The sequence below is a fragment of the Thiomicrorhabdus arctica DSM 13458 genome (assembly GCF_000381085.1).
Lineage (GTDB): Bacteria > Pseudomonadota > Gammaproteobacteria > Thiomicrospirales > Thiomicrospiraceae > Thiomicrorhabdus > Thiomicrorhabdus arctica.
Window position 1 is genome coordinate 57,141 of sequence record NZ_KB905900.1, and the last position, 25,611, is coordinate 82,751.

Consider the following 25,611-nt stretch of genomic DNA (forward strand, 5'->3'; position numbering starts at 1 on the left):
GGACCGTCATTATGCAAGCAGACATTCATCCAGAGTATAAAGATGTAGTTTTCCAGGATATTTCAACTGGCGAAACTTTCATTACTCGTTCTACCATTGAAAAAACTTCAGGCGAAACTATCACTCTAGACGGTAACGATTACCCACTAGTACGTGTGGAAGTTTCTAGCGCATCTCACCCTTTCTATACTGGTAAGCAAACGCTTGTCGATACTGAAGGTCGTGTTGAGAAGTTCAAGCAGAAATACGCTCGTCGTTAATAGTTTATTTAGGAAATTTCCTAAAATTCTATTCAAAAGCGCTACCGACAGTTTGTCGTTAGCGCTTTTTTTATGCCCGTCATTTAGATAAACTAAACTTACCCTGCGAAAATAATACCTTAGAACTCGACCTCTGCCTGGCGCAACACTTGCTTTAATCATGGCGACTTTGTGCAGAACGGAACAAACACATTGTAATCCTCTCAAAAGCCATTAGAATCGGAACTATGTTTAAAACAACGCTCTCACTGCTTCTCTTAATCAGCGCAAGCTTACTCTCCTGGTCCACCTTAGCCGCCGAGGACTCCTGCGCGGCCGACAAAATCGACCTATGGACCAAAGCCACCTACGCAACCAACGGTAGCAACCTGATCATTCAGGGCAAACGCGTCCGTTTAAACGGTCTGTATGCACCACAAATTGAACGTAAGCAAAAATTCCACACCCCAGGCGAGCCACTGGCGAAAGAATCGCAAACCTTTTTCAATAAGCTCCTCGCAAATAATGACCTAGAGGTCGGCGTGGAATATGATAAGACTAAAGTCGATGAATTTGGTCGTCAACTGGTTCATCTCTTTCTGAGAGACGGCACCAATGTTCAACAAAAAATTCTGGAAAGTGGTTTTGCCGTCACCCGCATCGAAAATGGCAATATCAAGCATATGAAATGTTACTTTGATGCTGAGAAAAAAGCGCGTAAAGGCGGTTTTCAGTTATGGGATTACCTTGCCAAGCATCCGGAGTCACATTTCCCACTTGCCAAAAGCAGTGAGCTTACCTCGCAAGATGAAGGCTTTCGTATTATTCAGGGGAAGGTTTTAAAGGTTGAAAAAAGTTCAACTAACTACATCATTAATATGGATACCACTGGCATTCGCGTTCCAAAAAGATATTGGGACTTTTTTGATTACAGTCAAATTAAAAAGCTCAAAGGTCAAACCATTGAGGTACGTGGCCAGGCTTACCTCTATCAAGGCGTGATGTTTATGATTATCGACCACCCTTACTCAATCGATAAATTGAATCCGGCCACATAATAGTCGTCTTAAACCACTCTAACTCTCGTCATAACCATTGAGACTTACTTAAAAATGACCAGGCCTGGTCATTTTTAGTTTTCGCACGGCCTACTTTCCGCTAGAATAGTCTCTTTCTTTTATTCAGATAAAGGGCCCTCCGATGGCAGAGCTACAAAACGACCGTTTCTTACGTGCACTTCTTAGACAAGAAGTTGACCGCACGCCTGTTTGGATGATGCGACAAGCAGGACGTTATCTTCCGGAGTACCGTGCAACCCGTCAAGTAGCTGGCTCCTTTATGGATTTATGTCGAAATAAAGAACTTGCTTGTGAAGTAACCCTTCAACCGTTAGAGCGTTTCCCATTAGATGCAGCGATTTTATTCTCTGATATCTTAACGATTCCAGATGCCATGGGGTTAAATTTAAGATTTGAAACAGGCGAAGGCCCAATCATTGGTAAGCCTGTTCGCACCATGGCAGATGCGAAAAAACTATTTGTCCCAGACATGGCTTCTGACTTAGGTTACGTGATGGATGCTGTTAGCACTATCCGTAAAGAGCTAAACGGTAGCGTCCCTTTAATCGGTTTTTCAGGAAGTCCTTGGACACTCGCAACTTACATGGTTGAAGGTGGATCAAGTAAGACTTACGCTAAAATAAAAGCGATGATGTTTGACCAACCGGCAACACTACACCACATTTTGGATGTGTTAGCCGACTCAGTTATCGCTTACTTAAATGCGCAGATTCAATCTGGTGCACAAGCTGTACAAATCTTTGACACTTGGGGGGGAGTCTTAACCCCACGCGACTATAACGAATTCTCTTTACGTTATATGCATAAAATTGTGGATGGTCTGATACGTGACTATGATGGTCGCAAAGTGCCGGTTATCTTATTCACTAAAGGTGGCGGACAATGGTTAGAAGCCATGGCGGACACGGGGGCTGATGCGCTCGGACTCGACTGGACAATCAATATAGATGAAGCTCGTGCGCGTGTGGGAGACAGAGTTGCGCTTCAGGGCAATATGGACCCTTGTATCCTATACGCTTCTCCAGAACGCATTCGCCAAGAAGTAGCTACTATCCTAGAGCAGTATGGGCATGGTACAGGGCACATCTTTAATCTGGGACACGGTATTCACCCAGAGATCAATCCAGAGCATGCAGGTGCCTTTATTACAGCGGTAACCGAATTAAGTGGTCAGTATCACAAGTAGCATTTAAGGCATTCTTAAAACCAACTGACAAAAAAGCCCGCGATGCGGGCTTTTTTACGCTAGAACCCCCAAGTCATTAAGCAGACCTTTAGGGTTGTTGGCATTTATGACAAAGGCATTAACCATCCTTTGCACAAACTATGCACATTTATTTATCTATAACGCTTTAAATTCTTCAGGCATATCAACGTCTTCATCGTTAAATAAATATTTCTGCATCTCTTCTGCTAAAAAACTACGCGCCTTTGGGTCTAAACTTGAAAGGCGGTATTCATTAATCAAAATCGTTTGTTGGGCTAACCACTGTTTCCATGCTTCTTTAGAGACATTGTCATAAATTTTCTGACCGAGCTCTCCTGGAAAAGGTAAAAAATCTAAACCTTCCAACTCTTCACCCATCTTGACGCACTTTACTTTTCTAGACATTTTATTTCTCCATAAGAGTCATTATTTTACTAATTGGAGCAGGCACTCCGAAACTCACCTCAGCTTGACACAACTGTTGTTTGTTAACCCACTCACCTTCCAATTGCATACTATTTTCGCGAACACCTTGAAACATCACTGGATGAATATCCAAATGATAATGGCTAAATGTATGACGGAATACTTCCCATTCTACCAAACTCTGAGCAGACCCGGTTCCTGTTTGCGCCCTTTTCACCTCCGTCTGACAACTTTGCAGACAGGGATACTCAGGGAAACTCCATAAACCACCCCAAATGCCCTTCTGCGGCCGTTGTTGCAACAGCACTTGACCTTGCTGATTCTCTAGAATTAAAAAATAGGCTGTTTTAATGGGTTTGATTTTTTTAGGCTTAGAAAAAGGAAACTCTGACACTCTATCCTGCTGTCGCGCCTCACAATATTCCGCAACGGGGCATTTTCCACATTGCGGTTTTGAACGCGTACACAGAGTCGCCCCCAAATCCATAATCGCTTGAGTGTAATCATTAAATCGCACATCAGGAGTTAACAACTCTGCAACAGACCACAGCATTTTCTCGTTACTCTTCTCACCCGGCCAGCCTTCTAGCGCTAGATAGCGACTTAATACACGCTTCACATTGCCATCTAAAATGGCTTGGCGCTGTCCAAGCGATATCGATAAGATAGCTCCGGCCGTAGAACGCCCGATACCAGGCAAGGATAGAATTTCGTCAAAAGTAGTTGGGAATTCTCCCTCAAATTCATCCCGAATCATCACCGCAGCCTTGTGTAGGTTTCGTCCCCTGGCGTAATAACCCAAACCTGCCCAATGCCCCAACACTTCATCCTGAGAAGCACTTGCCAAGACCTGCATATTTGGAAAACTCTGCATAAAGCGTTCAAAGTAGGGTATTACCGTTTTGACTTGAGTTTGTTGTAACATAATCTCAGAAACCCAAACGCGATAAGGTGTTATATCCAGTTGCCAAGGTAGGTCATGGCGACCACTTTGGTCAAACCAAGCGAGCAATTTGGCGGAAAAATGGGATTCCTTTAAAGTAGAGCTATCAGACATATGGACGTTTCTTCGGGTAAATAGACTGTGAATTACGGTATACTATACCGATTATTTTTAACGTAACCCATTCAGATTTCATTATGACTCAAATACCTTCAGACACACCTGCAATCGGCTCATCAGAATCCACTCTTGACCCGAACATTGCGAATGAAAATACAGCACCTAAAGACTTTAGAATTAGGAGCTTTGCGCTGCGTCAAGGCCGCTTATCTCAAGCCCAACAGAATGCGATTGATGCACTTTGGCCGACCTTCGGCTTAGAGTTACAAGATGAACTCATCGATATTAAAGAAGTCTTTGACCGTGCTGCACCGACAATTGTTGAAATAGGTTTTGGTATGGGTACCAGCCTAGCTGCTATGGCTGAAGCCAACCCCGATAAAAACTATATCGGTATTGAAGTACATCGTCCTGGCATTGGCGCTTTGTTGAAACTGATAGGAGAGAAAGGTTTAACCAATGTGCGTGTTTTTAACGATGATGCCATTGAAATTTTAGCCCGATGCATTCCAAAAGCCAGCTTAGCCGGACTTTATCTGTTCTTTCCAGATCCTTGGCATAAAAAGCGACACAATAAACGCCGCATTCTACAAGCCGAATTTGCACAAACCGTTGCTAGCCACCTTAAATTAGGTGGACATTTTCACATGGCAACGGACTGGGAACATTATGCCGAGCAGATGATGGACGTGATGAGTGAAGCATCCAATTATCGCAATACGGCAGGAGATCAAGCGTATACGCCTCGCCCAGATTACCGTCCACTGACAAAATTTGAGCAACGCGGTCATCGTTTAGGCCATGGTGTTTGGGATTTAATCTTCGAACGAATTTAAGATCCTGTGAAAACTGACCTATTGCAATAGGCTGCTTAACTGCGTGATCAGTTGTTTCTGCTGTTGGTGATATGCTGGCGAGGCCATAAGTTTACTCATATCGACTTTCCAACGGGCTTTTTCATAAAGACCATCCTTTCCAGCCCGCTTCTCAACACCATTCTCAGAAGCAATTTCACCTTTCGTTTGTAAAAACCCTTGATAGTTCAAAGGTACCGTGACCCCTTTTAACACGGATAAGGCCTGTGTTGGTTTTTCTATCGCCAATAAAAACTGACTATCGATTTCAGCCGTATTCAGGTCATAGGTCCCCGAACCACTGCCCGAAAAACGTTCACTATTGGCATGAAGGCGTTTTGCAGAATAAACCCCTTGATGCCATTTTCCAGCCAGATAGACATCCTCCAGCAAGGTACTGGCATTCTGCATTTCCAACGTCCCATTTAATAGCTGGTTTACATCTAAGCCCTGAAGTTTTACGTGTTTCATTTCAGATGAAAAGAGACCCTCAAGATTTTTCTTAAGTGTCTTATTGCTGACACCTTTAGTCTGCAAATCGAAGCGACTGCTCATCACACCATCTAATATAGGCTGGTCGGCATTAGAAGCAAAAGCCATCTGTAAATCCATTTGATTTAAACGACCTCTCCAATGATAGCTTGGAGTTTCCTGAGTGACATCCAAGATGAGCTTAGAACGTAACTGACCTTGATAGAGCTCTGCATCCAGAGGGGCAAATGACAATACACCTTGCTTTGCTTGTAGCGTGACTTGCAGGGACGACATGCTTAGCCCTCTGCCATTTAACTGATTAATCCTCAACTGACCACTGGCCGTTAAATTTCGCAATTTTTCAATCGGCAAACCCACTGGCAAATAACTTTCCCGGGGGACTTGAGGCATGACATCAGGTGATTTTTGGGCATGGTGTAAACTGACCTTACCAGGCCTGGTCTTTTTTGTAGGCGACGGATCTTTGGCGCTGTATTTGGAGTTATATTCAGCAAGATATGTCTTTAAGTTCAGCTGGTCAAGACTCAAATCGAATGTTAAAGTCGGCTCATCTCCTACTCGGTAGGAGATAGATCCCTTTAACTGAGTTTGATCAACTTGTAACTTAATCTCTTTCAATAAAAGTGCTTGACCATCCCACTGCCATGCAAACTGACCATTGCCTTCTGTGAGTGCTTTTTGCTCAATAAAAACCGGCAACGGTAAGCCCAGATGATAGGCCCAGTCTTTAAAGTTTAAACCCTTCAAATCAACCGAACCACTCAGAGCCGAGTGTCGTCCAAAAAGACCTGAAAAACTGGTGGTCAATTCAGCATCTAACCCGGCTAATTTGGCGTTAACAACATGAATATTTTGTGTTTGCAAATCCACAACAAAACGCTGTCCAGACGTGGTCAAACGGACGGAAGGGACATTCTCTTTGGCCGGTAAATTAAATGTAAACAGGCCATCCCAATTCGTTAAAGTCCACTGTTGGAAGTGATTAGACATTTCCAAAGTGGTGTTCAGATGAAAATCATAGGTTCTTAAAGAAGGACTCTGTTGGTAAGTAAACTCACTGCTCACGTCAAAAGGCTTTCCCTTGATGACATCAAAGGTCAGAATATTGATGGCTGAAAGTTTCGTCAACTCTCCTGAAACCTGGTTCTCTAACTGAAATTCACCCTGACGTATAACGAGACTGTCAAATGCCCAATCAAAACTCGGCTGTAACGCTTTCGGCTGCGGAGTATTCACGTCAACCCGCTTTAAGGTATCAAACCACTCTGATGCAGTCGGGGGATGATCATCTCGAGTTAAAGGGTGCGTTAAATGTGCTAATGAGGGAGAGATCGAGGCACCAGGTAATGTTGAGAACCATTGTGAAATAAGTTGAATATCGGACCAGTTATCACCTGTTTTGGTTTTGATTAAGTGTAATTTTGGTTCAATCAACTCCAAACTAATGACCGAAATTTCTTTATCCATAAACAGTGAAGCCAATGAAAGCTCTACTTGAACTTCTCGAACCGACAAAAGATTTTCTTCTGAAAACCCCTCGGTATTTCTCAAATACATCTGCCCTATATTGAACATAAAAGGCAAAATAGAGACTTCTACCGCACCCTCAATTTTAAAATCATGACCCGTCATTTTCTCGATCTCTTGTTCAATTTGGGGCTTATACTGATTAAAATCAATCAGACTCACCGCGCCTGCAAATCCCAAAAACAACAATATTGGAATAATCGCAAGGATCAGTATTCCGCGCTTTAACCATTTAAAAAAAATCTGTTTACTCACTTTCATTCACTCTTAAAATTTTTATTGTTTAACATGTTGAATCACTCTAATCATCATGTTCTAGCCCTTCGTCCATGCTTACATCATTAGGCGATGTTTCTGAGAAATGGTCATAATAAGGTGCTAAATCACAGGTATTACCCACAGACGCTTCCAATAAAGATCTTTCCATATCATGCTCAGTAAGGACTTCACTTAAAAACGCGCCCTGCATGAGGTAACACTGATGACTGTTTAAAAAGGCCAACTGTTCTGCTGAACGAACACCACATGCAATGACCTTTTTATTTAAGGTCTGTCCTAACTGAATAAGCGCACCGGTCATGGCTTCTAATGATCGACTATTGGTAATCTCTTGTACTAAACGTGAACTTAGGTGTAAACGATCAATATTCCAATCATGCAGCCTTAATAAGGACCAATTACCCGATCCAAAGCCTTGCACAGCGATCTCAACACCCAGTTTTGATAAGGCACTTAATTGACTTGCGACGTCAAACCGTTGGGCATTTAAACAAGCCTCATTCAATGACAGAACAATGAGCTCCGGTGCAACTTCGTACTCTTCCAACTGATCAGAAAACCAATCGACAAAACCTTTTTGGTGGAAGTGGCTCGGACGCACGTCCAAGATAAAAGGCATTTCAATATGTTCTTCTAGCAATTTCTGATTAAAACCTAATGCGGTTTGAATCATCCATTCACTTAAATACATGGCCACTTGAGACTCATCGGCAATGGAAAATAAGTCGCGGGCATCAATATTATTCAAGAGAGGACTCTGTTCAACATTAAGCCGTGCTTCAACCGACACAATCATTTGGCTACGACTGTCATACACAGGCATATAATCTAACGCTAAACGCTCCTCTTTCAAGGCGCGACGCAACTCCATCTGAACAGTTCTGCGACGTTCAATTTGACGTAGCATTTCTGGTTGATATAACACCACCTGATTACGCCCAGAATGCTTAGCCCGATACATGGACAAATCTGCAAATTTTAAAAGGGTTTCAATATCCTTAGCATCCTGAGGGTAACGACCGATGCCAATCGAAGCACCTATCTCGACTTCAATATTATCAATACTGCTCATATTTTCTAACAAAATCGGTTGAGACAACTGCTCAACAATCGCATTCGCAACCTGTTCTAAACGCGCAATCGATTCAGGTGCTTGTAATAGCACGACAAATTCATCCCCTCCCAGTCGCCCAACAATGTCTGGGATTTCCCCGCGCAAGTCTAAAGCCGACTCTATCAGTCGAGCGACTTTTTGCAATAGCAAATCCCCAGCGTTATGTCCTAAAGAGTCATTAACCCATTTAAAACGATCCAAATCGATAAACAGTACCGCTTTTGTGAACACCGTAGAATCATTTTCAGCGGCTTCAATCGCTCTTTCGGCAGCCTGAACCCAGCCCATACGATTTGGCATCTGAGTTAAATCATCAAATTTCGTTATCTTTAAGGCCGTCATAAATCAATTGTACTCATTTCGTAAAGGTTTGTTTTTTATCATATCAATACGTATTCGAATGCATGTTATAAAAACAGACTGACCACATCATTCAAGTAATGCTTACCCTTAGTCGTGAGGTCCAGTTTCTCATAGGGAGAAATGGTTGCCCAACCTTGCTCTAGCATCATGTTTAATTTCGGTTCAATCATAGCCAAGGGTAATCCAGTTCGCAACGTAAACAACGATAAGTCAAACCCCTCTTGTAAACGTAAGGTATTGAGCATAAATTCGAAACAAGCATCTTCATTCGAGACCAAGGTGGTACGCCCAGGATTTAATCGGCTCATCTCCTTCACATAGCCACCTGGTGAGGCAGGCATTTGGGTGCGCCAAATTTTACCGTCGGGTGGCGAGGTGATTTTACCATGTGCGCCAGCGCCCAAACCAATGTAGTCTCCAAACTGCCAATAATTAAGGTTGTGTCGACATTGACGATTGTTTTGCGCATAACCTGAGACTTCATAATGTTCATAACCCGCATTGGCAATATGTGCTTGGCAAGCCAACTGCATCTCCCAGGCTAAATCATCTTCTGGAAGTACAGGTGGGTTTTTATAAAACGGCGTATTCGGCTCTAAGGTCAATTGATAGTGAGACAGATGTGGCGGATTAAAAGCAATCGCTTGATCGATGTCACGAATAGCTTGATCTATGCTTTGATTTGGTAAAGCAAACATCAGATCAAGATTAAAGTTTTTAAATCCCGCACTCCTAGCGGCCTCAATCGCTTTAAACGCTTCCTCGGCGCTATGGATACGACCAAGCGCCTTGAGTTTCTCATCTTCAAAACTTTGTATGCCCATCGACAGACGATTAATACCCGCACCATAAAAACCGGCAAACTTCTCAAAATCGACGGTGCCTGGATTGGCCTCTAGAGTGATTTCAATCTCTGGCCCAAAACCCAATAAAGAGCGAGCATGTGACATAAAACGATTTAAACCCGCCTCCGAAATCAAACTTGGCGTGCCACCCCCAAAAAAGATGGAATGAATCGGACGACCCCAAATCAACGGCAAGGTTTGTTCTAGTTGTTTAATCAAGGCATCGATATAAGCGGCTTCATCAATGTCCGCCTTTAAGGTATGTGAATTAAAATCACAGTAGGGGCATTTCTGCACACACCAAGGATAGTGCACATATAAGCTAAGGGGGATCGGTTGGGTAAAAATCACTGAAACATCCAATTTTGAAAACGACCAGGCCAGGTAAAAACACGGACTCAAAGAATTACTTTATAACTTTGTATTTTAACGTTTTTACGCCCTCGAAAAGTCTCTAATTTAAGACACTCCTTAGGTATATTTTTTCACATATTAATCTATATCAACTCACTTTCACCGCTTCATGCTATAGTGAAGTCAGTGTTATTCTTTCTCTAATCAAGGAAACGATCATGACTCTCATTCAATCTTTTGGCGCCGCCGAAACCGTCACCGGCTCATGTCATTTTTTACAGCTGAAACAAGGACCGCAGATACTCGTCGATTGTGGAATGTTCCAGGGAAAAGCTGAAAAACACGCCTATGAAGGCTTTGGATTTGATCCGAAAAAGGTCGATATCTTACTGATCACTCACGCCCATCTCGACCACGTTGGACGTATCCCAAAACTCTTAATTGATGGATTTGATGGTCGAATTATTGCCTTAAGACCCACCATGGAACTGGCCGAAGTCGTATTACTGGACAGCGCTAAAATTGCCGAACAGGACTATGCAACAGCCCTTAAAAAAGCCCGCCGTCGTGGCGATGAGGGAGAGGTGAAAGAACCGCTCTATACCAATGAAGATGTTAGAGCCGTATTCGATTCAAACATCCAATATGCAGAATATGACAAACCAATTGCACTAGCACCAGACGTTCAAGTCACCTTTCGCAACGCCGGACATATCCTAGGGTCGGCCACCCTGCAGATTGACTTTAAAGAAGAAGGCCAAGCTAAAACGGTGGTATTCAGTGGCGATTTAGGCAATCGAAATGATATGGTGATGCCTTCTCCGACCCTGGTTAAACAGGCAGACGCCCTGTATATTGAATCGACTTATGGTGACCGTAATCACCGTAGCCTAGAAGCCAGCATTGAGGAGTTTAGAGAGGTAGTGATTAGCACGCTCAATAACCAGGGAAATATCATTATTCCCTCTTTTGCCATTGAGCGTACTCAAGAGCTTTTGGTATTGATTAAACAGATGTATTACGACAAGGTACTACCAACCTGCAAGGTATTTGTTGATTCACCCATGGCCATTAAAGCCACTAAAATTTACGACCGATATCACAAAAATCTCAATCAAGCCGCGCAAGAGTTATTTGATAAGGATGGTTCGGTTTTTGACTTCTCTTATTTAGAATATTCGGTCACAGGCTCTGATTCGATGGCCATCAACGAAGAAGAGAGTGGGTGTATTATCATTGCGGGCAGCGGCATGTGTAATGGCGGGCGGATTCTGCATCACTTCAAACACCGCTTATGGAATGAGCGCAACCGCGTCTTATTTGTAGGATTCCAGGCAGAAGGCACGCTTGGACGATTATTAGTGGAAGGGGCCGAAGAGATCCGTATTTACGGCGAAAAGATTAAGGTCAGAGCTCAAATATGTACAATTAATGGCTTTTCAGCGCATGCCGATCAAACTGAAATGCTCCACTGGATGTCGAAATTTGAAAAGTTGGATAAGGTATTTTTAATACACGGTGAACCAGACAAGCAAGTCATCTTCAAACAAGCGATTGAAGACAAGCTGCAGAAAACGGTGCATATTGTGAAATATGCCGAAGAAGTTTGGATTTAGACCATGCTTTACGATGTACAGATAAAAAGCGGGTGGGTGATTAATGCCATAACGTTAAACTTACCAGGCCTGGTAAGTTTAAAAAACGCTGCTTTTAAACTTAAGCACCCCGTCTGAGTTGCATGACTAAGGCATTTAAAGCTTGCCCACGATGACTTATCTGATTCTTTTGAGTTTTAGGCAGTTCTGCCGCCGTTTTCTGCATCTCATCAACCCAGAAAATCGGATCATAACCAAACCCACCTTCACCGCGTTTTTCAGTGAGTATTTCACCATACCAACGACCTAAGCCAATCACCGGTGTTGGATCTTCTGCATGTTGAAGATAAACCATCGCGCAATAATAACTGGCTTGACGTTGTTCTGGCGGCAAACCCTCCAACTCAGCAAGTAGCTTTTGCAGATTGGTTTCATCATTGGCTAAATCACCGTGTAAATCTTGAGAATAACGCGCTGAATAGATCCCCGGACGACCTTTTAAAGCACTGACTTCAATACCGGAATCATCCGCAATCGCTGGTAGACCCGTTTGCTGAGACGCATAACGTGCTTTTAGAATCGCATTTTCGATAAACGTTAGACCAGTCTCTTCGACTTCGGTGGTAAAAAGTTCTGATTGGGCTTTTACATCCCAGCCATACGGTTGCAGGATATCCGTCATCTCTTTTAACTTACCTTGGTTTCCCGTCGCTAATACCACCGTATGCATATATTTTCCTTTGCCTTATTGAGCTTGTAGAATGGTCGATATTATAAACGATTCAGACTCAGATTCACGCCCTTGAGTGTCGTAACCACCCCACCTTTTTATGAGAAACAATCCATGACTCAAATCGAGACACTTTCAGCCGTTAAGAGCATGACCGCTTTTGCACGCCATCAAACCCACTTGGACTCAGGAACTTTTAACTGGGAAGTGCGTTCGGTAAATCATCGTTATCTAGAAATCAACCCCAAACTTCCAGAGGCCTATCGATCTCTAGAAATGCCGCTGCGTGCAACCGTTAAAAAGTATGTAATGCGCGGTAAGATCGATCTGATTTTGACGGTAAACCTCAGCCAAAAAAACCAAGGACTCCACGTTAATCAATCGGTGTTACAACCTTTAGCAAAAGCGATTTACGAGATACAACGCACCTTACCCGAAGCCAGCCAAGTCGATCCAATAGAGATCCTAAAGTGGCCCGGCATATTTGAAGACGAAGCTTCCTCGACACCTGAAGAGACAAAAATAGAAACGGCGATACTGGCTGGATTAGAAGCCTGCCTACAACAACTCAATGCCAATCGACTGCGCGAAGGGTACGCGCTTGCCGACTTAATCTTGCAACGTTGCCAAGCGATAGACTCTCAAATAAAACTATTAGACCCCATAATGCCTGAAATTTTAGACAATCAAATTGCAAAACTTAAGCAGCGTATTCTTTCTCTCAGTGACCAACTCGATGAGACCCGCCTCCACCAAGAAATCGCCCTATTAGCACAGAAAATGGATATTGAAGAGGAGCTAGATCGGTTAAAGACTCATTTAAAAGAAGTCCGCCATGTTTTAAAGTCATCAGGCGCTATTGGGCGAAGACTCGATTTTCTAATGCAGGAATTAAATCGAGAAGCAAATACCTTAGGCTCAAAATCCATCGATAAACGCACCACTCAGGCCAGTGTAGAACTTAAGGTATTGATCGAGCAAATCCGCGAACAGGTTCAGAATATTGAATAACATGCTTTAATTAGGGTATTTATTGACTCAAATCAAGCTTTCATCTTGAAATTAGTCAAATTTCGCAGTATAGTTCGAACTGTTATATAACAACAAAAAATTCTAGTTGAGGCGCAATATCATGAATAATTTTGTAAAAATGTTACTTGTCATCGTTGTAACGGTCGTTGTTCCGCTTGCCATCTTATTAGGCATTTGGGCGGGTCTCCTACCACAATCTCTACAAGTTGGAATCGGCCTAGCCGGTGTCGCAATGGCTATCGCAGTGATTGTCGGCGGAAATCTCTATCTCATGTGGGGCGATCTTAAATCGGGTCGTTACAGCAGAAAGTCTTAATTTAGCTCATTAAGACATTGCATCTAAAAACCCGGCTTTGCTGGGTTTTTAGCCTTTAGACTCCTAAAAAAATAACACACTTTTACAAACCACCCTCTCACCATTATTAAAACTACGTACACTTCACTTCATCAAGTCACTAGCATAATTTACCTATAAAACGCTATAATGATTCACACCTTTACTAAAGCTAAAATAAACCTAAATTCCTCGCTCTTAAGCTCGCTTAAGTCCGTTTTCATAATCTATTAAGAGTTCCTTGAGTTTTTCATGAGTGAAATAGAAAACCAAACATCCCCTCCCCCTGCTAAAAGTAAACTGCGTTATGTTCGCTGGTTTATGTGGATGAATATTGTCCTTGGTTTTATTCTGATCCCTTTGATTGCCGTTCTTTTTTATGCACTGACGGTGTATCCGACCCTACCAGATGTCGCGAAATTAAACGATGTCACTTACCAAGTCCCCTTGCGTATCGTCACCAAAGATGAAAAACTCATTAGTGAAATTGGCGCAAAAAGACGCCTACCTCTGGAGTACCATGAAATCCCAGAGCGCATGACTCAAGCCATTATTTCATCCGAAGATGAGAACTTTTTTGAACATGGCGGTGTAGACTACAAAGGGATTGGACGTGCCGTTTATGAACTCATTACCACCGGACACAAGCAGTCAGGTGGCTCCACCATTACCATGCAGGTTGCACGTAACTTTTTTCTAACGTCAGAACAAACCTATCTAAGAAAGATTAATGAAATCATTCTTTCTTATAAAATTGAAGCCGAATTAACTAAGCAAGAAATACTCACTTTATACTTAAATAAAATATTTCTCGGATATCGCTCTTATGGTGTTGCAGCTGCCGCAAATACCTATTATGGCAAGGCCATCGGTGACCTCTCTTTAGATGAATATGCCATGATTGCCGGCCTGCCTAAAGCGCCTTCCGCTTACAACCCGATTATCAATCCTACTCGAGCGATACAGCGTCGTAATTATGTTTTACGCCGTATGTATGAACAAAACTATATCACTGAAGAGGAGATGCTCGCGGCACAGGCTGTCAAAGAGCATGCTCAACGTAATGGCGCTAACATTGATGTTTCAGCGAATTATGTAGCCGAAATGGCACGCAGCTTTGCGTTGGAACGTTTTGGTGAAGAAGCTCTACAAAATGGGCTGACCATTGTCACAACTCTAGACAGTCGTCTGCAACTACGTGCCAATTTAGCGGTGCAAAATGGATTGCAAGAATATGAAAGACGCCATGGTTACCGTGGCCCAATTCGTCATTTAACGACTGAAGAATTTGCCAATGAAGAAGAGCGCATTGGTATTCTGAAAGACACCTCTAATTATGGTGCTCTTAAAGTGGGCGTCGTGACGAAATTCATTCCAACCGACAGCAAAATAGCAGACACAGAAGTACTGATGGAAACGGGCGAAACTATCCGTATAAACTTTAAAACCATGGAATGGGCGGCGCCTTACAAAAGCGTTAACTATACAGGCAAGGTACCCACCAAACCACAAGATGTCTTAGCCGTCGGCGATGTGATTTATTTACAGTGGCTCGACGACAAATGGCAATTAGCCCAAGACCCTCAAGCGGAGTCGGCACTGGTCTCTATCGACACTCATGACGGTGCAATTCAAGCCATGGTCGGTGGTTTTGACTACTTCCGTAGCAAATATAATCGTGTCATCCATGGGCAACGTCAGGTTGGCTCTAATATCAAACCGTTTTTGTATTCCACAGCGCTTGAAAATGGGATGACCGCTGCCACAACCATTAATGATGCACCTGTCGTTTTTCACGACAGCAATCTAGAAGATATTTGGCGACCTGAAAATTATTCAGGCCGTTTTTATGGACCGACCCGTTTAAGAAATGGTCTGGCATTCTCCCGCAACCTAGTTTCAGTAAGGCTTTTACAAAAGTTGGGGATTAAAACAGCCATTGATTACATACAACGGTTTGGTTTTCCATTAGAAGAACTCAATAAACACCGTGATTTATCACTTTCGTTAGGCAGTGTTGAATTTAATCCATTAACCATGGTGACGGCGTATGCAACGTTTGCCAATACAGGTTATCTCATTGATCCGTACATTATTAGTGAAGTACGAAATTTTGATGGCGAGATACTCTATAAAGCCACTCCCAAAAAAGCCTGTACCGACAATCAATGCATACCAGGGGATGCTTTGAATGCCCCAAGAGTCATTGAACCTCGCAATGCTTATATTATGACGACCCTAATGCAAGATGTCATTCGCATCGGTTCTGGTAGACAAGCCAAAGCCCTTAAACGAGAAGATATTGCTGGTAAAACCGGTACTACCAATGAACAGAAAGATGCTTGGTTCTCCGGTTTCAATCCGAACATTGCGACGACGGTTTGGGTCGGCTTTGATCAACCGAGCACCTTGGGGCGTCGTGAAGTGGGAGGACGTGCTGCCTTACCTATTTGGATGGAGTATATGCAACTGGCGTTAAAAAATGAACCGAATGTCCCGTTTGTGCGTCCTGAAGGGCTCGTCAATATCAAAATTGATCCTGACACGGGAGAGGCGATACCAGAAACGGCTTCAGGCGGGATATTTGAAATATTCCGCGAGGAATTCGCACCAAAGGTTCCGGCCGTCTCACAAAAACAAATTCAAAATCTGACTGAAGAGTTATTTGAGTAGGCTTACGGCCTGAATACCTAATTTAACTCCTTGCAATAGGGCATAAATATGGACTGGCAAGCTTTTTCGGAAAACATAAATCAGTCGTTAAAAGAACCCTTTTCACCCATTCAGATTCAGTCAGCACAGGTTGTTTCTGGTGGGGATATTCATCAAGCCTATCAACTCCACGCAGCCGGCAAAGATTATTTTTTAAAACTCAATCATCACCAATACCTACCTCTGTTTGAAACGGAACGACACAGCTTGAATGCTATCCGGCACTCTAAGAGCATCACCTGCCCACAGCCCTTTGCAACCGGTACTTATAATGATCAGGCCTGGTTATTAATGGCATTCATTGATTTAGCGCCGTCAAAGCAACCGAGTGATGAAGTACAACGTGGACGAGCCTTGGCGCAAATGCATCATCAGATAAATCGTGATATTAAACCTTTCGGTTGGTTCGAAAATAACTTTATCGGCTTAAACCAACAACATAATCATTGGCATATGGATTGGATTGAATTTTATGGTCAACAACGCCTAAAACCTCAATTAGAACTGGCCACTTTACGCAATGCACCCACTTCTCTCTATCCATTAGGAATGGAGTTAATTGACCAACTTCCCTTCTGGTTTAAAGACTACTCGCCAGAAGCGTCTTTATTGCATGGCGACTTATGGGGAGGCAACAGTGCTTTCGATACGGTGGGCGAACCCATTTTTTATGATCCAGCCTGTTACTATGGCGACCGAGAGACAGACCTTGCGATGACGGAATTGTTTGGGGGCTTCACACCAGATTTTTACACCGGTTATAATGCTTTATATCCACTGCATGCCGGTTATCAAAGTCGCAAACCTCTTTATAATTTGTACCACATTCTCAATCACTTTAATCTCTTTGGTGGCCGCTATGCCCAACAAGCTGAAAAAATCATCGACCAACTTTTAAAAACGGTTCAAACAAACGATAAGTAGTGCATGACAGTATTTAATCGCATGCCATAAAGCAAAGCCCTTTTTCCCATTTCACAAAAAACGTATAATACTCAGCACTTCAAATATACATTTTAGGACAGACTGATGAAATTTATTCTTCTTGGCGCACCGGGCGCAGGTAAAGGTACACAAGCTCAATTCTTAACTAAGAAATTTGACATCCCTCAAATATCCACTGGTGACATGTTACGCGCGGCCATTAAAGCCGGTACAGCGTTAGGTAAACAAGCCAAACAAGCGATTGATGCAGGTCAACTCGTCACAGATGAAATTATTATTGGCATGGTTAAAGAGCGCATCACACAAGAAGATTGTGCAAATGGTTTTTTATTAGATGGTTTCCCGCGTACCGTTCCACAAGCCGATGCCGTCACCGAAGCGGGCATTGAAATGGATGCTGTGATTGAAATTGATGTGCCTGATGCAGAAATCGTCAATCGTATGTCTGGTCGTCGTGCTCACTTAGCATCAGGACGCACTTACCATCTTGTCTATAACCCACCTAAAATAGAAGGCAAGGATGATGCAACGGGTGAAGAGCTAGTACAACGTGATGATGATAAACCTGCGGTGGTTAAAGATCGTTTGGATGTTTACCATAAACAAACGGCACCTTTGATCAACTACTACACGAAAATGGCCGCTCAAAATCCAACACTAAAATACATTAAAGTAGATGGTACCTTACCCATCGATGCTGTAGAAACGGCTATTTTAAGTGCCTTACAAGATTAAAATACCCTCAGTTTAGGCAACAGATTTGAGTAACAGCCAATTTGTATGTTCCAATCAATTGGTATGAAACTGCCCACAAAAAAGCCCCAAGAAATGGGGCTTTTTTGTAGGCGAGTGAAGTTGCATCCCATACATCGTGCCTAATCGTGGCATGGTTAAATAGATGTACGTTTGGGTAAGGCATGAAAGACGATCAGCAACAATAGCCTAAAAAGCAACTTATACCAAGCGCATGATGTGGGAAATAGAAAACGACCAGGCCTGGTCATTTTCTTTTGACATAAAATTACAAGTTTTCGTCTAACGTCAGTAACGGTAGCAGCTGCGCCTGAAATTTGACCTGGGGTAAGCTCTGAGTAATATGTCGATGTAAACGCTTAGCCTCCCCCTGTTCAATGGTGACCTCCACCATTTTTCTGCGCTTAAACCCAGAGACTTGTTCAGTGATACTTTCCAAGGACTGCATGTGAGCCTGTATATCGAGGCTCATAAACTCCAACTCCCGTTCCGGAAAACTAAACAGCACATCGGTCATTTCGTCATAGAGTTCATGACTAAAAATCAACCTTAAAATACAATCCTTACAGTCATACATGACCTTCTACTCCTAGTAACTGTGGCGTCTTCTTCTTTCCAAAACGCTTATAAATGATCGGCAGAATTAATAACGTCAGCAGGGTTGAACTTATTAAGCCACCAATCACAACAATCGCTAATGGTCTCTGAATCTCAGAACCAGGCCCCGTTGCAAACACTAAAGGCACAAGTCCTAACGCCGCTATCGATGCCGTCATTAATACCGGACGCAATCGTCTTAAGGCCCCTTCTACAACCACTTGGCCGATGTCTAAGCCTTTGGCCATCAATTGGTTAAAGTAGGTGACCATGACCACGCCATTCAATACCGCAATACCCAGTAGAGCGATAAAGCCAACCGACGCGGGAACCGAGAGATACTCGCCGGTTATCCATAGAGCGATTATGCCGCCGATTAAGGCAAATGGGACATTCACTAAGACCATCACCGCCTGTGGAATCGATTTAAAGGTACTGAACAGAATTAAGAAAATCAGTACAAATGCAACCGGCACGACAATCGCTAATTTTTTAGCCGCACGCTGCTGATTTTCAAACTTTCCACCCCACTCAAAGTAGTAACCTGCTGGAATATTTAAGTCCGCTGATTTTTGCTTGGCTTCATTCACAAAGCCGACCAAATCTCGATCTTTCACATTGGCTACCACGACAGAGAAACGTTTGCTCTGTTCACGTTTAATGGAAACAGGACCGTCTACTTCAACCGCATCCACCAATTGATTTAAAACAATAGAACGCATGCCTTCGGGTGTTTCGACCGTAATCGGTTGTTGCAACATCTCAAATGTGGAGGCCTTATACGATTCTGGAGCACGCACCATTAATGGAATACGACGAATCCCTTCATAAATGATTCCGACTTCTAAGCCATTGATTTGGGTACGCAGCAACCTCTCAACTTGATTAACGCTCAATCCTAGGCGCCCCGCCATCTGACGATTTACCTTTAATTGCAAATAACGTAAACCTTCATTGACCGCGGTAAAGACATCTTCCGCGCCGTCAATGCCTGCAACCATAGTGACCATTTTCTTAGCCACCTCATTCAGCTCTGCGGGATCATCACCAAATATTTTAATGGCTAGATCACCTCGAGCTCCCGTTAGCATTTCATCGACACGCATTTGAATCGGTTGAGTAAAGGCGTAGTTGATTCCTGGAAACTGCGTCACTAAGACTTTACGTATTTCTTCAATCAACTCCTCTTTGGTTTCCATCCGCCACTCTTCTTTCGGCTTAAAGATTAAGAAGGTATCGGTATCGTTCAAACTCATAGGGTCGAGACCGATTTCATCCGAACCGACACGCGCCACAATTCGCACGACTTCTGGCACCTTGGCCATAATAGCCTTTTGAATACGTAAATCCATCGCATTCGAAGCCGCCAGACTAATCGAAGGGGACTTTTCAATTTGTAAAATAACCGTGCCTTCATCCATTTGTGGAATAAAGGTTTTACCCACTTGGGTATAGACAAACCCAGCAAACAGTAGTGACAAGATTGCACCAAAAACGATGATTTTATCGTGTGCCAAACTCCAGAGTAAAGTTGGTTTATAAAACCTAACCAATTTACGGATCAACCAAGGTTCTTTATGGGAGGGTTTACCCAAAATAAAGGATGCTAACGTTGGAATAATCGTCAATGACAAGAGCAAAGAACTGCCCAAAGCAAAAATAATCGTCAAAGCCACCGGTACAAACAGCTTACCTTCCAGACCTTCTAAAGTGAGTAATGGCAAGAAGACCGTCATGATAATCAGAATACCTGAGGTGACAGGGACAGAGACTTCTTTTAAAGCACGGAAGATAATATGCATCTTCGGCAACTGACCTTGCGTTTTCTGAGCATCCTCCTCTTGATGTGCAACAATGTTTTCGACCACAACGACAGCGGCGTCCACTAACATTCCCACCGCAATCGCTAAACCTCCCAACGACATGATGTTAGCCGATAAGCCAAACCACCGCATTAAGATGAACGTCATTAAAGCCGCTAACGGCAGGATGAGTGCAACAGTAATGGCTGCTCGAACATTGCCTAAAAAGACCAATAGCACTAACAGCACCAGGACCACGGCTTCTAACAAGGCTTCTGAGACGCCATAAATAGCGGTATTAATTAAGTCGCTACGGTTATAAAAAACACTGACCGAAGTATCTCCAGGAAAAGCAGACTTTAAGTCTTTTAATCGGGCTTCAATCCCTGAGATAATATCACGTGCATTGACGCCTTTTAACGCCATGACTAAGCCTTCTACGGCTTCCCCTTGACCGCTTTGAGTAACCGCACCGTTACGATAGATCGAATCGATCTCAACCTTGGCTAAGTCTTTAACCGTGACAGCCACACCATTTTGATAAACAACAACGATCTTCTCAATGTCTGCAATCGACATTAAATTACCTTCCGTTCGAACCAACAGGACCTCTTCCCCTTGGTTTAAGCGTCCAGCACCGTCATTTTGATTGTTTTCTTCAACCGCTTTAATCAGTTGATCAAATGAGACTTTATATCCTGTCAGCTTTTGATAATCAGGTTTGATGACAAAGGCTTTAGAGAGCCCACCCAACATATTGACATCCGCCACACCATCAACCGAGCGTAATGCAGGGCGAATGACCCAATCCAAAAGATCTCGCTTTTGCATATTGTTGAGTGAATCACCTTCAATGGTAAACATAAAGACTTCGCTCAACGGCGTTGTTAGGGGCGCCATACCACCGGTCACCCCAGCGGGTAAATTTAAGCTATTCAGTCGCTCAGACACTAATTGACGTGCCCAATAAACATCGGTTCCCTCGTCAAAATCGAGGGTGATGTCCGCAATGGCATATTTGGCGAGTGAACGTAATACACGTTGATTGGGAACCCCTAACAGCTCTTGTTCAAGGGGTGCAATAATACGTTGTTCGACCTCACCCGGAGTCATACCTGGTGCTTTAAATATCATTTTCACCTGTACAGGCGAAACATCTGGAAAGGCATCAATCGGCATTTTTTGAAAGGCCTGCCAACCCCCTGCGATTAAGGTTAAAACGATCAACACTACCAGGGTACGTTGGACGAGAAAAAACTGGAGGAATCTGGATAACATAATCGCCCCTTACCCTTTATCTTTGTTGGATTCAGCCGCTTCAAATGCGGATCTAATCGCCGTCGAACCTTTGACGAAAATAGACAAACCCTCTGTTGAAACCTGTTGCACACTAAAGTAGAGCGTTTGATCGGTGATGTTCTTGACAGTAATCTCTAAGGGTTGAATACTATTGTTTACCTGGGTAAACACCACCGTCTTACCATCAAACTGACTGATGGCATTAGAGGGTACTTGATAAAGTGCTTGTTGATCTTTGCCATTCGCGTTCATTAAAAAATGCAGTTCAAATAACTGACCTGGGCGAATTGTATGCGCTGAATTTTCCACTTTAACGTGAACATCCACCGACTGAGTCAAGCTATCAACGGCCGGATCAATGTGTTCAATGATTCCCTGCTTATTCAACGCAGGAATCATGGCCGTTTGCCCTTCTTTAAGTTGTTCAGAAAAACTGACCGGTACCCGCACCACTAAAACAATTGGATCCGTCTCACCTAAAGAGAATAACGGTTGATTTTGGTTAACACGCTCTCCAAGACGAACCTGTAAGTCATATAGCTGACCATCAATCGGGGAGGTGATTTGTAGCGTCGGAGACTGTAGCGTTTGCGTTGTTAGCAACTTATTCAGGGAATCTTCAGCCATACCGGCCATGAGTAACGCCCGTTTTTGCTGCGCCCTAACAGCACTTAATTTATTCACCTGGGCTGATGCCTGCTGTAAATTTTTAGCCGAGGAAACACCACTTCTACCAAGTTGCTTAGCACGCTTTAACTCGCTGTTCGCCACCTTAAAGTCAGCCACCGTTGCCAACAGATCGGATTGTAAAACCAATAAGTCAGGACTGTCAATCTCAGCTAAAATTTGACCCTTTTCAATTGGACCATGCACCACATTGAGTGCCGCCATTATGCCTGACAAAGGACTGGACAAGGTACGGATGGTTTTTAAGGGAATCATCGCTTCTGCAGGAAAATTAGCACTCGGAAATTGCGTAACTTGTAGGGCCGTTTGAGTCACTAACCCCAAAGAAGAGTGTTGTTCGGTTGTTAAACTCAGACTGGGCTCTGACTCCGCCATTAAAGGAGTAGAAATCAGCATACATGAGACGATGAGAGGGCTAAATAAAAAGGTTACCACGTTGGGTTTGAATGTTAAGGCGTGCATTATCGTGCTCCTGCTGATGCGCTGATCGGGTTAAATTTTTGCGGGACATTATTTGTCAGTGAATAACCCATAATTTGATTGTACTGTGCAATTGACTGGCCTAAATCAGCATGTGCTAACTCTAAATTTAGGTGTGATTCCATGGCTTGTTGTTGAATTAATAACAGATCTTGTATGGTGGAAGCCCCTAACTGGTAAGCTTGTTCTGCTAAGGCCAATGCTTTTTGATCTAAGTCATTTTGTTGTTTCGCAAAATGTAAATTCTGTTGCTGAAGATCTATCCTTTGCTGAGCCGTAATGACACCTTGTTTAAGTTCAAACAACGCAGTCGTCAATTGAACCTTTTGTGCTAAAACAGCCTGTTGCTGTTCTGCAATCTGAACACGATTGCTCGACTTTAGCCCTAAAGGAATAGAGACTGAAAAAACCAAAGAGGTATTATCAATGACAAGATTCTTATCATGCTGAGCCCCTACATAGATGACCGGTGAGGCGGTCTTAAAGGCTTTCTCTTGTTGCAGTTTGGCTTGTGAGATATCCGTATTAGATTGCAACCACAACAATTGAGGATGATTCTCTAAGGCCACAGCCTGCAACTGAACTTCCTCAATAGAATCCGGTAAAATCGAGGATTGAGTCCATTGATGATACTGATTCTGTATCACATTCAATGCACCCTGAGCTTGTGCCAGCAAGGCTTGCTGTTTTAAAACGGTCTTTTGTGACAACAATAAATCTAAGCGTGCACTTTCACCAAACTTAACCTTTTTCTGAACTTTATCCTGTAATGCAAGACTCTGTTCTACAGCTTTTTGCGCCGCAATCACTTTAATAGTGGCCTTTTTGTAGTCCCAAGCCAATTGACGTAATTTCCCCGAAGCCAACCAGGTTAAATAAGATGATTGAGCGGTAAATTGTTGTTGGTAACTTGAAGAGAGTCCTGCCAGAGCCTCTTTATGGCTTGGTAACCAAACTGGAAACTCTGCACCCGCCGCCCAAACTTGAGTCTCTTGGCTGCCGGTAAAACGATCTGTTTCGTGATGCAGTTTCAGGGTGATATCCCCGGCAATCCAACTTTTGGAGAGTGATTGGTTTGCGGCTTGAACCGCTTGGATACCGGCCACGGTAATCTTCTCCGGTTGCTGCTGTTCAACCTGTTGCAATAGTTCAATATAAGCGGTTGAGGCGGCAGAGGCATTGGCAGAGAAACCTAAGGCCAGCATACTCAAAGAGAGTCCTGCAAACCGAGATAGTCTGTGAAGTGTGTGTGTATACGACGTCATTTGAAACATCCATGTTAGAGAGTGCCATGAATATTACGCAATGAAACTGAAATGAACCTGAATAGAAGGCCTTTACAGGAATTATATTTGCTTAAGCAAGGTATAGGATTGACGGCACATTAAATCTGCACGAATGCACCGTTGTGAAACAACTTTTTAACTGAATGTAATCTGTACTTTGAGCCCGCCCAATTCCGAATGTGAAAAAAGGATCTCAGCCTGATAAGCCACCATTAACTCTTTAACAATCGACAGGCCAATGCCATGACCCGGTTTGGTTTCGTCGGTGCGATAACCGCGCTCTGCCACTAAGGTTAACTGTCCAGGCGTTGCACCTGGACCGTCATCTTCAATGACTAACTGATGATGATCATAATGGATAGCGACCGTGGTATTACACCATTTACAGGCATTATCGACTAGATTTCCAAGCAGCTCAAAGGCGTCTTCCTTTTCCATGCTAAGCAAACTTGTCGGCGGTATATTTAATTCAAAACGGATGGATTTATCCCTATAAAGTTGCTCGAATGAAGGAATTAAATCCTCCATTAACTCATTCAATGAAATGGGCGTAATCACTTGATGCTGTGCGATTCTATCCGCCTTTAATTCACGCTCTGTTAAGGCGAGTATGTTCTGACTTTGATGCTTTAAGTTTTGCAACAACAAGGGGCTTTTTTTCAGCTCTGGCGCATCCAATAACTGAAAAATCAAGTTTAAAGGTGTTTTTAAACTATGCGATAAATTGCCATTAAACTGTCTGGACTTTTGAAACTGCAACGAAGACTGCTCTAGTGCTGAATTTAAGCTTTCAATCAGTGCCTGCACCTCAACAGGATAATCCTCTGGTTTGATAAGCACTTTATGGCCTAAATTAAAGTCACGCAAGATGGACTCCAGTGGCGCGAGTTGGTTAAACGCGCGTTTGATCAACCACTGATGTAGAAAGTAGAGGCTGATCAACGTTAAAATCGTAAATAAGCCAAAAAACAGATCAAACTTCAGCAGCAGTGTTTGAATGGGCGTATGGTCTTCTACAACATAGATATCAATCGGTTGATTGTCTTTACGCAGCTGAACACTTCTGACCAACACCAGATCTTCAACCGGACCCCGTGTTTCGTAAACATTGGTCACGCCCAAGGTATCGCTTGATTTGAACGGCTTTAGATACAAGGGGTAATCACCCAATGAGGGTGAGTGAAAGCTTTGAGTCGCCGTTTTGATTACAAAATAGTGGCCAGTATTGAGTCTTGAATAAATCGGTTCAAGATCTTCGAACTTAAGTGTCCACACGCCATCCTTAAGATGTAAATTATGTTCAATGGTCTGGGCATCATGTGCCAGCCCTGTCAGCAGATAGTCTTCGGTAATATGATGAATGGTCGATTCGGATAACCACCAGAATAGACTCAAAATGCCGAGTATGCTCACCACCAATGAGGTGGATAGCTGTTTTTTTAAAGAACGGCTTTTGGTCAAAAATAAATTCATCTATGACTTTCCTGGTTTTTCTGCTGGGGTACGTGAACAAA

General features: G+C 43.2%; 21 protein-coding genes. 10 read left to right on the forward strand and 11 right to left on the reverse strand.

From position 1 onward, the window contains the following. Window positions 1-11: 11 nt before the first annotated feature. The 3 genes from F612_RS0108760 to hemE all read left to right on the forward strand — a co-directional run bounded on the left by F612_RS0108760 (window position 12) and on the right by hemE (window position 2,504). Complete coding sequence (locus F612_RS0108760) at window positions 12-260, forward strand: type B 50S ribosomal protein L31 (protein WP_019557391.1); 249 nt, start codon at window positions 12-14, stop codon at window positions 258-260. Between the two features lie 227 nt (window positions 261-487). Continuing rightward, the gene (locus F612_RS0108765) at window positions 488-1,297 is read left to right on the forward strand and encodes a thermonuclease family protein (protein ID WP_019557392.1); all 810 of its coding nucleotides are present in this window, start codon (window positions 488-490) and stop codon (window positions 1,295-1,297) included. Between the two features lie 142 nt (window positions 1,298-1,439). Beyond that, the gene (gene hemE / locus F612_RS0108770) at window positions 1,440-2,504 is read left to right on the forward strand and encodes a uroporphyrinogen decarboxylase (protein WP_019557393.1); all 1,065 of its coding nucleotides are present in this window, start codon (window positions 1,440-1,442) and stop codon (window positions 2,502-2,504) included. Between the two features lie 156 nt (window positions 2,505-2,660). On the opposite strand, the gene F612_RS0108775 is transcribed toward hemE, so the two are convergent. After that, entirely contained in the window at window positions 2,661-2,930 is a 270-nt protein-coding gene (locus tag F612_RS0108775) for an oxidative damage protection protein (RefSeq protein ID WP_026329702.1), read from the reverse strand. 1 nt (window position 2,931) lies between these two features. Continuing rightward, entirely contained in the window at window positions 2,932-4,008 is a 1,077-nt protein-coding gene (gene mutY / locus F612_RS0108780; RefSeq protein WP_019557395.1) for an A/G-specific adenine glycosylase, read from the reverse strand. An 83-nt stretch (window positions 4,009-4,091) separates the two neighbouring features. Between mutY and trmB the strand changes: the two genes are divergently transcribed. Further along, window positions 4,092-4,850, forward strand: a complete 759-nt coding sequence (trmB, locus tag F612_RS0108785; RefSeq protein ID WP_019557396.1) for a tRNA (guanosine(46)-N7)-methyltransferase TrmB — start codon at window positions 4,092-4,094, stop codon at window positions 4,848-4,850. A gap of 18 nt (window positions 4,851-4,868) precedes the next feature. Here the strand turns inward: trmB and F612_RS0108790 are convergent, their stop codons facing one another. The 3 genes from F612_RS0108790 to hemW form a co-directional block, all read right to left on the reverse strand. Continuing rightward, window positions 4,869-7,145, reverse strand: coding sequence for an AsmA family protein (locus F612_RS0108790; protein ID WP_157760525.1), 2,277 nt, complete (start codon window positions 7,143-7,145; stop codon window positions 4,869-4,871). Between the two features lie 46 nt (window positions 7,146-7,191). Beyond that, on the reverse strand, window positions 7,192-8,625 hold the full coding sequence (locus F612_RS0108795; protein WP_019557398.1) for a putative bifunctional diguanylate cyclase/phosphodiesterase: 1,434 nt from the start codon (window positions 8,623-8,625) through the stop codon (window positions 7,192-7,194). 65 nt (window positions 8,626-8,690) lie between these two features. Next, window positions 8,691-9,842, reverse strand: coding sequence for a radical SAM family heme chaperone HemW (gene hemW, locus F612_RS0108800; RefSeq protein WP_019557399.1), 1,152 nt, complete (start codon window positions 9,840-9,842; stop codon window positions 8,691-8,693). A gap of 221 nt (window positions 9,843-10,063) precedes the next feature. On the opposite strand from hemW, the gene F612_RS0108805 reads away from it, so the two are divergent. After that, window positions 10,064-11,461 carry an MBL fold metallo-hydrolase RNA specificity domain-containing protein gene (locus tag F612_RS0108805; protein ID WP_019557400.1) on the forward strand — a complete coding sequence of 466 codons (1,398 nt, stop codon included), beginning with the start codon at window positions 10,064-10,066 and terminating at the stop codon, window positions 11,459-11,461. Between the two features lie 100 nt (window positions 11,462-11,561). Here F612_RS0108805 and rdgB read toward each other — a convergent pair whose 3' ends face one another. Continuing rightward, window positions 11,562-12,170, reverse strand: a complete 609-nt coding sequence (gene rdgB, locus F612_RS0108810) for an RdgB/HAM1 family non-canonical purine NTP pyrophosphatase (RefSeq protein WP_019557401.1) — start codon at window positions 12,168-12,170, stop codon at window positions 11,562-11,564. 114 nt (window positions 12,171-12,284) lie between these two features. Here rdgB and F612_RS0108815 point away from each other — a divergent pair, with 114 nt between their 5' ends. From F612_RS0108815 to adk, 5 genes are all read left to right on the forward strand, one after another. After that, on the forward strand, window positions 12,285-13,181 hold the full coding sequence (locus F612_RS0108815; protein WP_019557402.1) for a YicC/YloC family endoribonuclease: 897 nt from the start codon (window positions 12,285-12,287) through the stop codon (window positions 13,179-13,181). Between the two features lie 121 nt (window positions 13,182-13,302). Further along, a complete protein-coding gene (locus F612_RS0108820) occupies window positions 13,303-13,518 on the forward strand; it encodes a hypothetical protein (protein ID WP_019557403.1) in 216 nt (71 codons plus the stop codon). 270 nt (window positions 13,519-13,788) lie between these two features. Next, a complete protein-coding gene (locus F612_RS0108825) occupies window positions 13,789-16,209 on the forward strand; it encodes a penicillin-binding protein 1A (protein WP_019557404.1) in 2,421 nt (806 codons plus the stop codon). Window positions 16,210-16,257: 48 nt separating this feature from the next. Further along, on the forward strand, window positions 16,258-17,172 hold the full coding sequence (locus F612_RS0108830) for a fructosamine kinase family protein (protein WP_019557405.1): 915 nt from the start codon (window positions 16,258-16,260) through the stop codon (window positions 17,170-17,172). 105 nt (window positions 17,173-17,277) lie between these two features. Then, window positions 17,278-17,928 (forward strand): adenylate kinase, encoded by a 651-nt coding sequence (gene adk, locus F612_RS0108835; protein WP_019557406.1) that lies wholly within the window; start codon window positions 17,278-17,280, stop codon window positions 17,926-17,928. Between the two features lie 286 nt (window positions 17,929-18,214). On the opposite strand, the gene F612_RS0108840 is transcribed toward adk, so the two are convergent. The 5 genes from F612_RS0108840 to F612_RS0108860 form a co-directional block, all read right to left on the reverse strand. Then, window positions 18,215-18,523, reverse strand: coding sequence for a DUF3240 family protein (locus F612_RS0108840; RefSeq protein WP_019557407.1), 309 nt, complete (start codon window positions 18,521-18,523; stop codon window positions 18,215-18,217). Further along, the gene (locus F612_RS0108845) at window positions 18,516-21,623 is read right to left on the reverse strand and encodes an efflux RND transporter permease subunit (protein WP_019557408.1); all 3,108 of its coding nucleotides are present in this window, start codon (window positions 21,621-21,623) and stop codon (window positions 18,516-18,518) included. The genes F612_RS0108840 and F612_RS0108845 overlap by 8 nt, the downstream gene beginning before the upstream one ends. 9 nt (window positions 21,624-21,632) lie before the next feature. Next, window positions 21,633-22,727, reverse strand: coding sequence for an efflux RND transporter periplasmic adaptor subunit (locus F612_RS0108850; protein ID WP_157760526.1), 1,095 nt, complete (start codon window positions 22,725-22,727; stop codon window positions 21,633-21,635). Between the two features lie 65 nt (window positions 22,728-22,792). Next, window positions 22,793-24,076, reverse strand: coding sequence for a TolC family protein (locus tag F612_RS0108855; RefSeq protein WP_157760527.1), 1,284 nt, complete (start codon window positions 24,074-24,076; stop codon window positions 22,793-22,795). Window positions 24,077-24,232: 156 nt separating this feature from the next. Next, window positions 24,233-25,570 (reverse strand): sensor histidine kinase, encoded by a 1,338-nt coding sequence (locus F612_RS0108860; protein ID WP_019557411.1) that lies wholly within the window; start codon window positions 25,568-25,570, stop codon window positions 24,233-24,235. Window positions 25,571-25,611 lie beyond the last annotated feature (41 nt).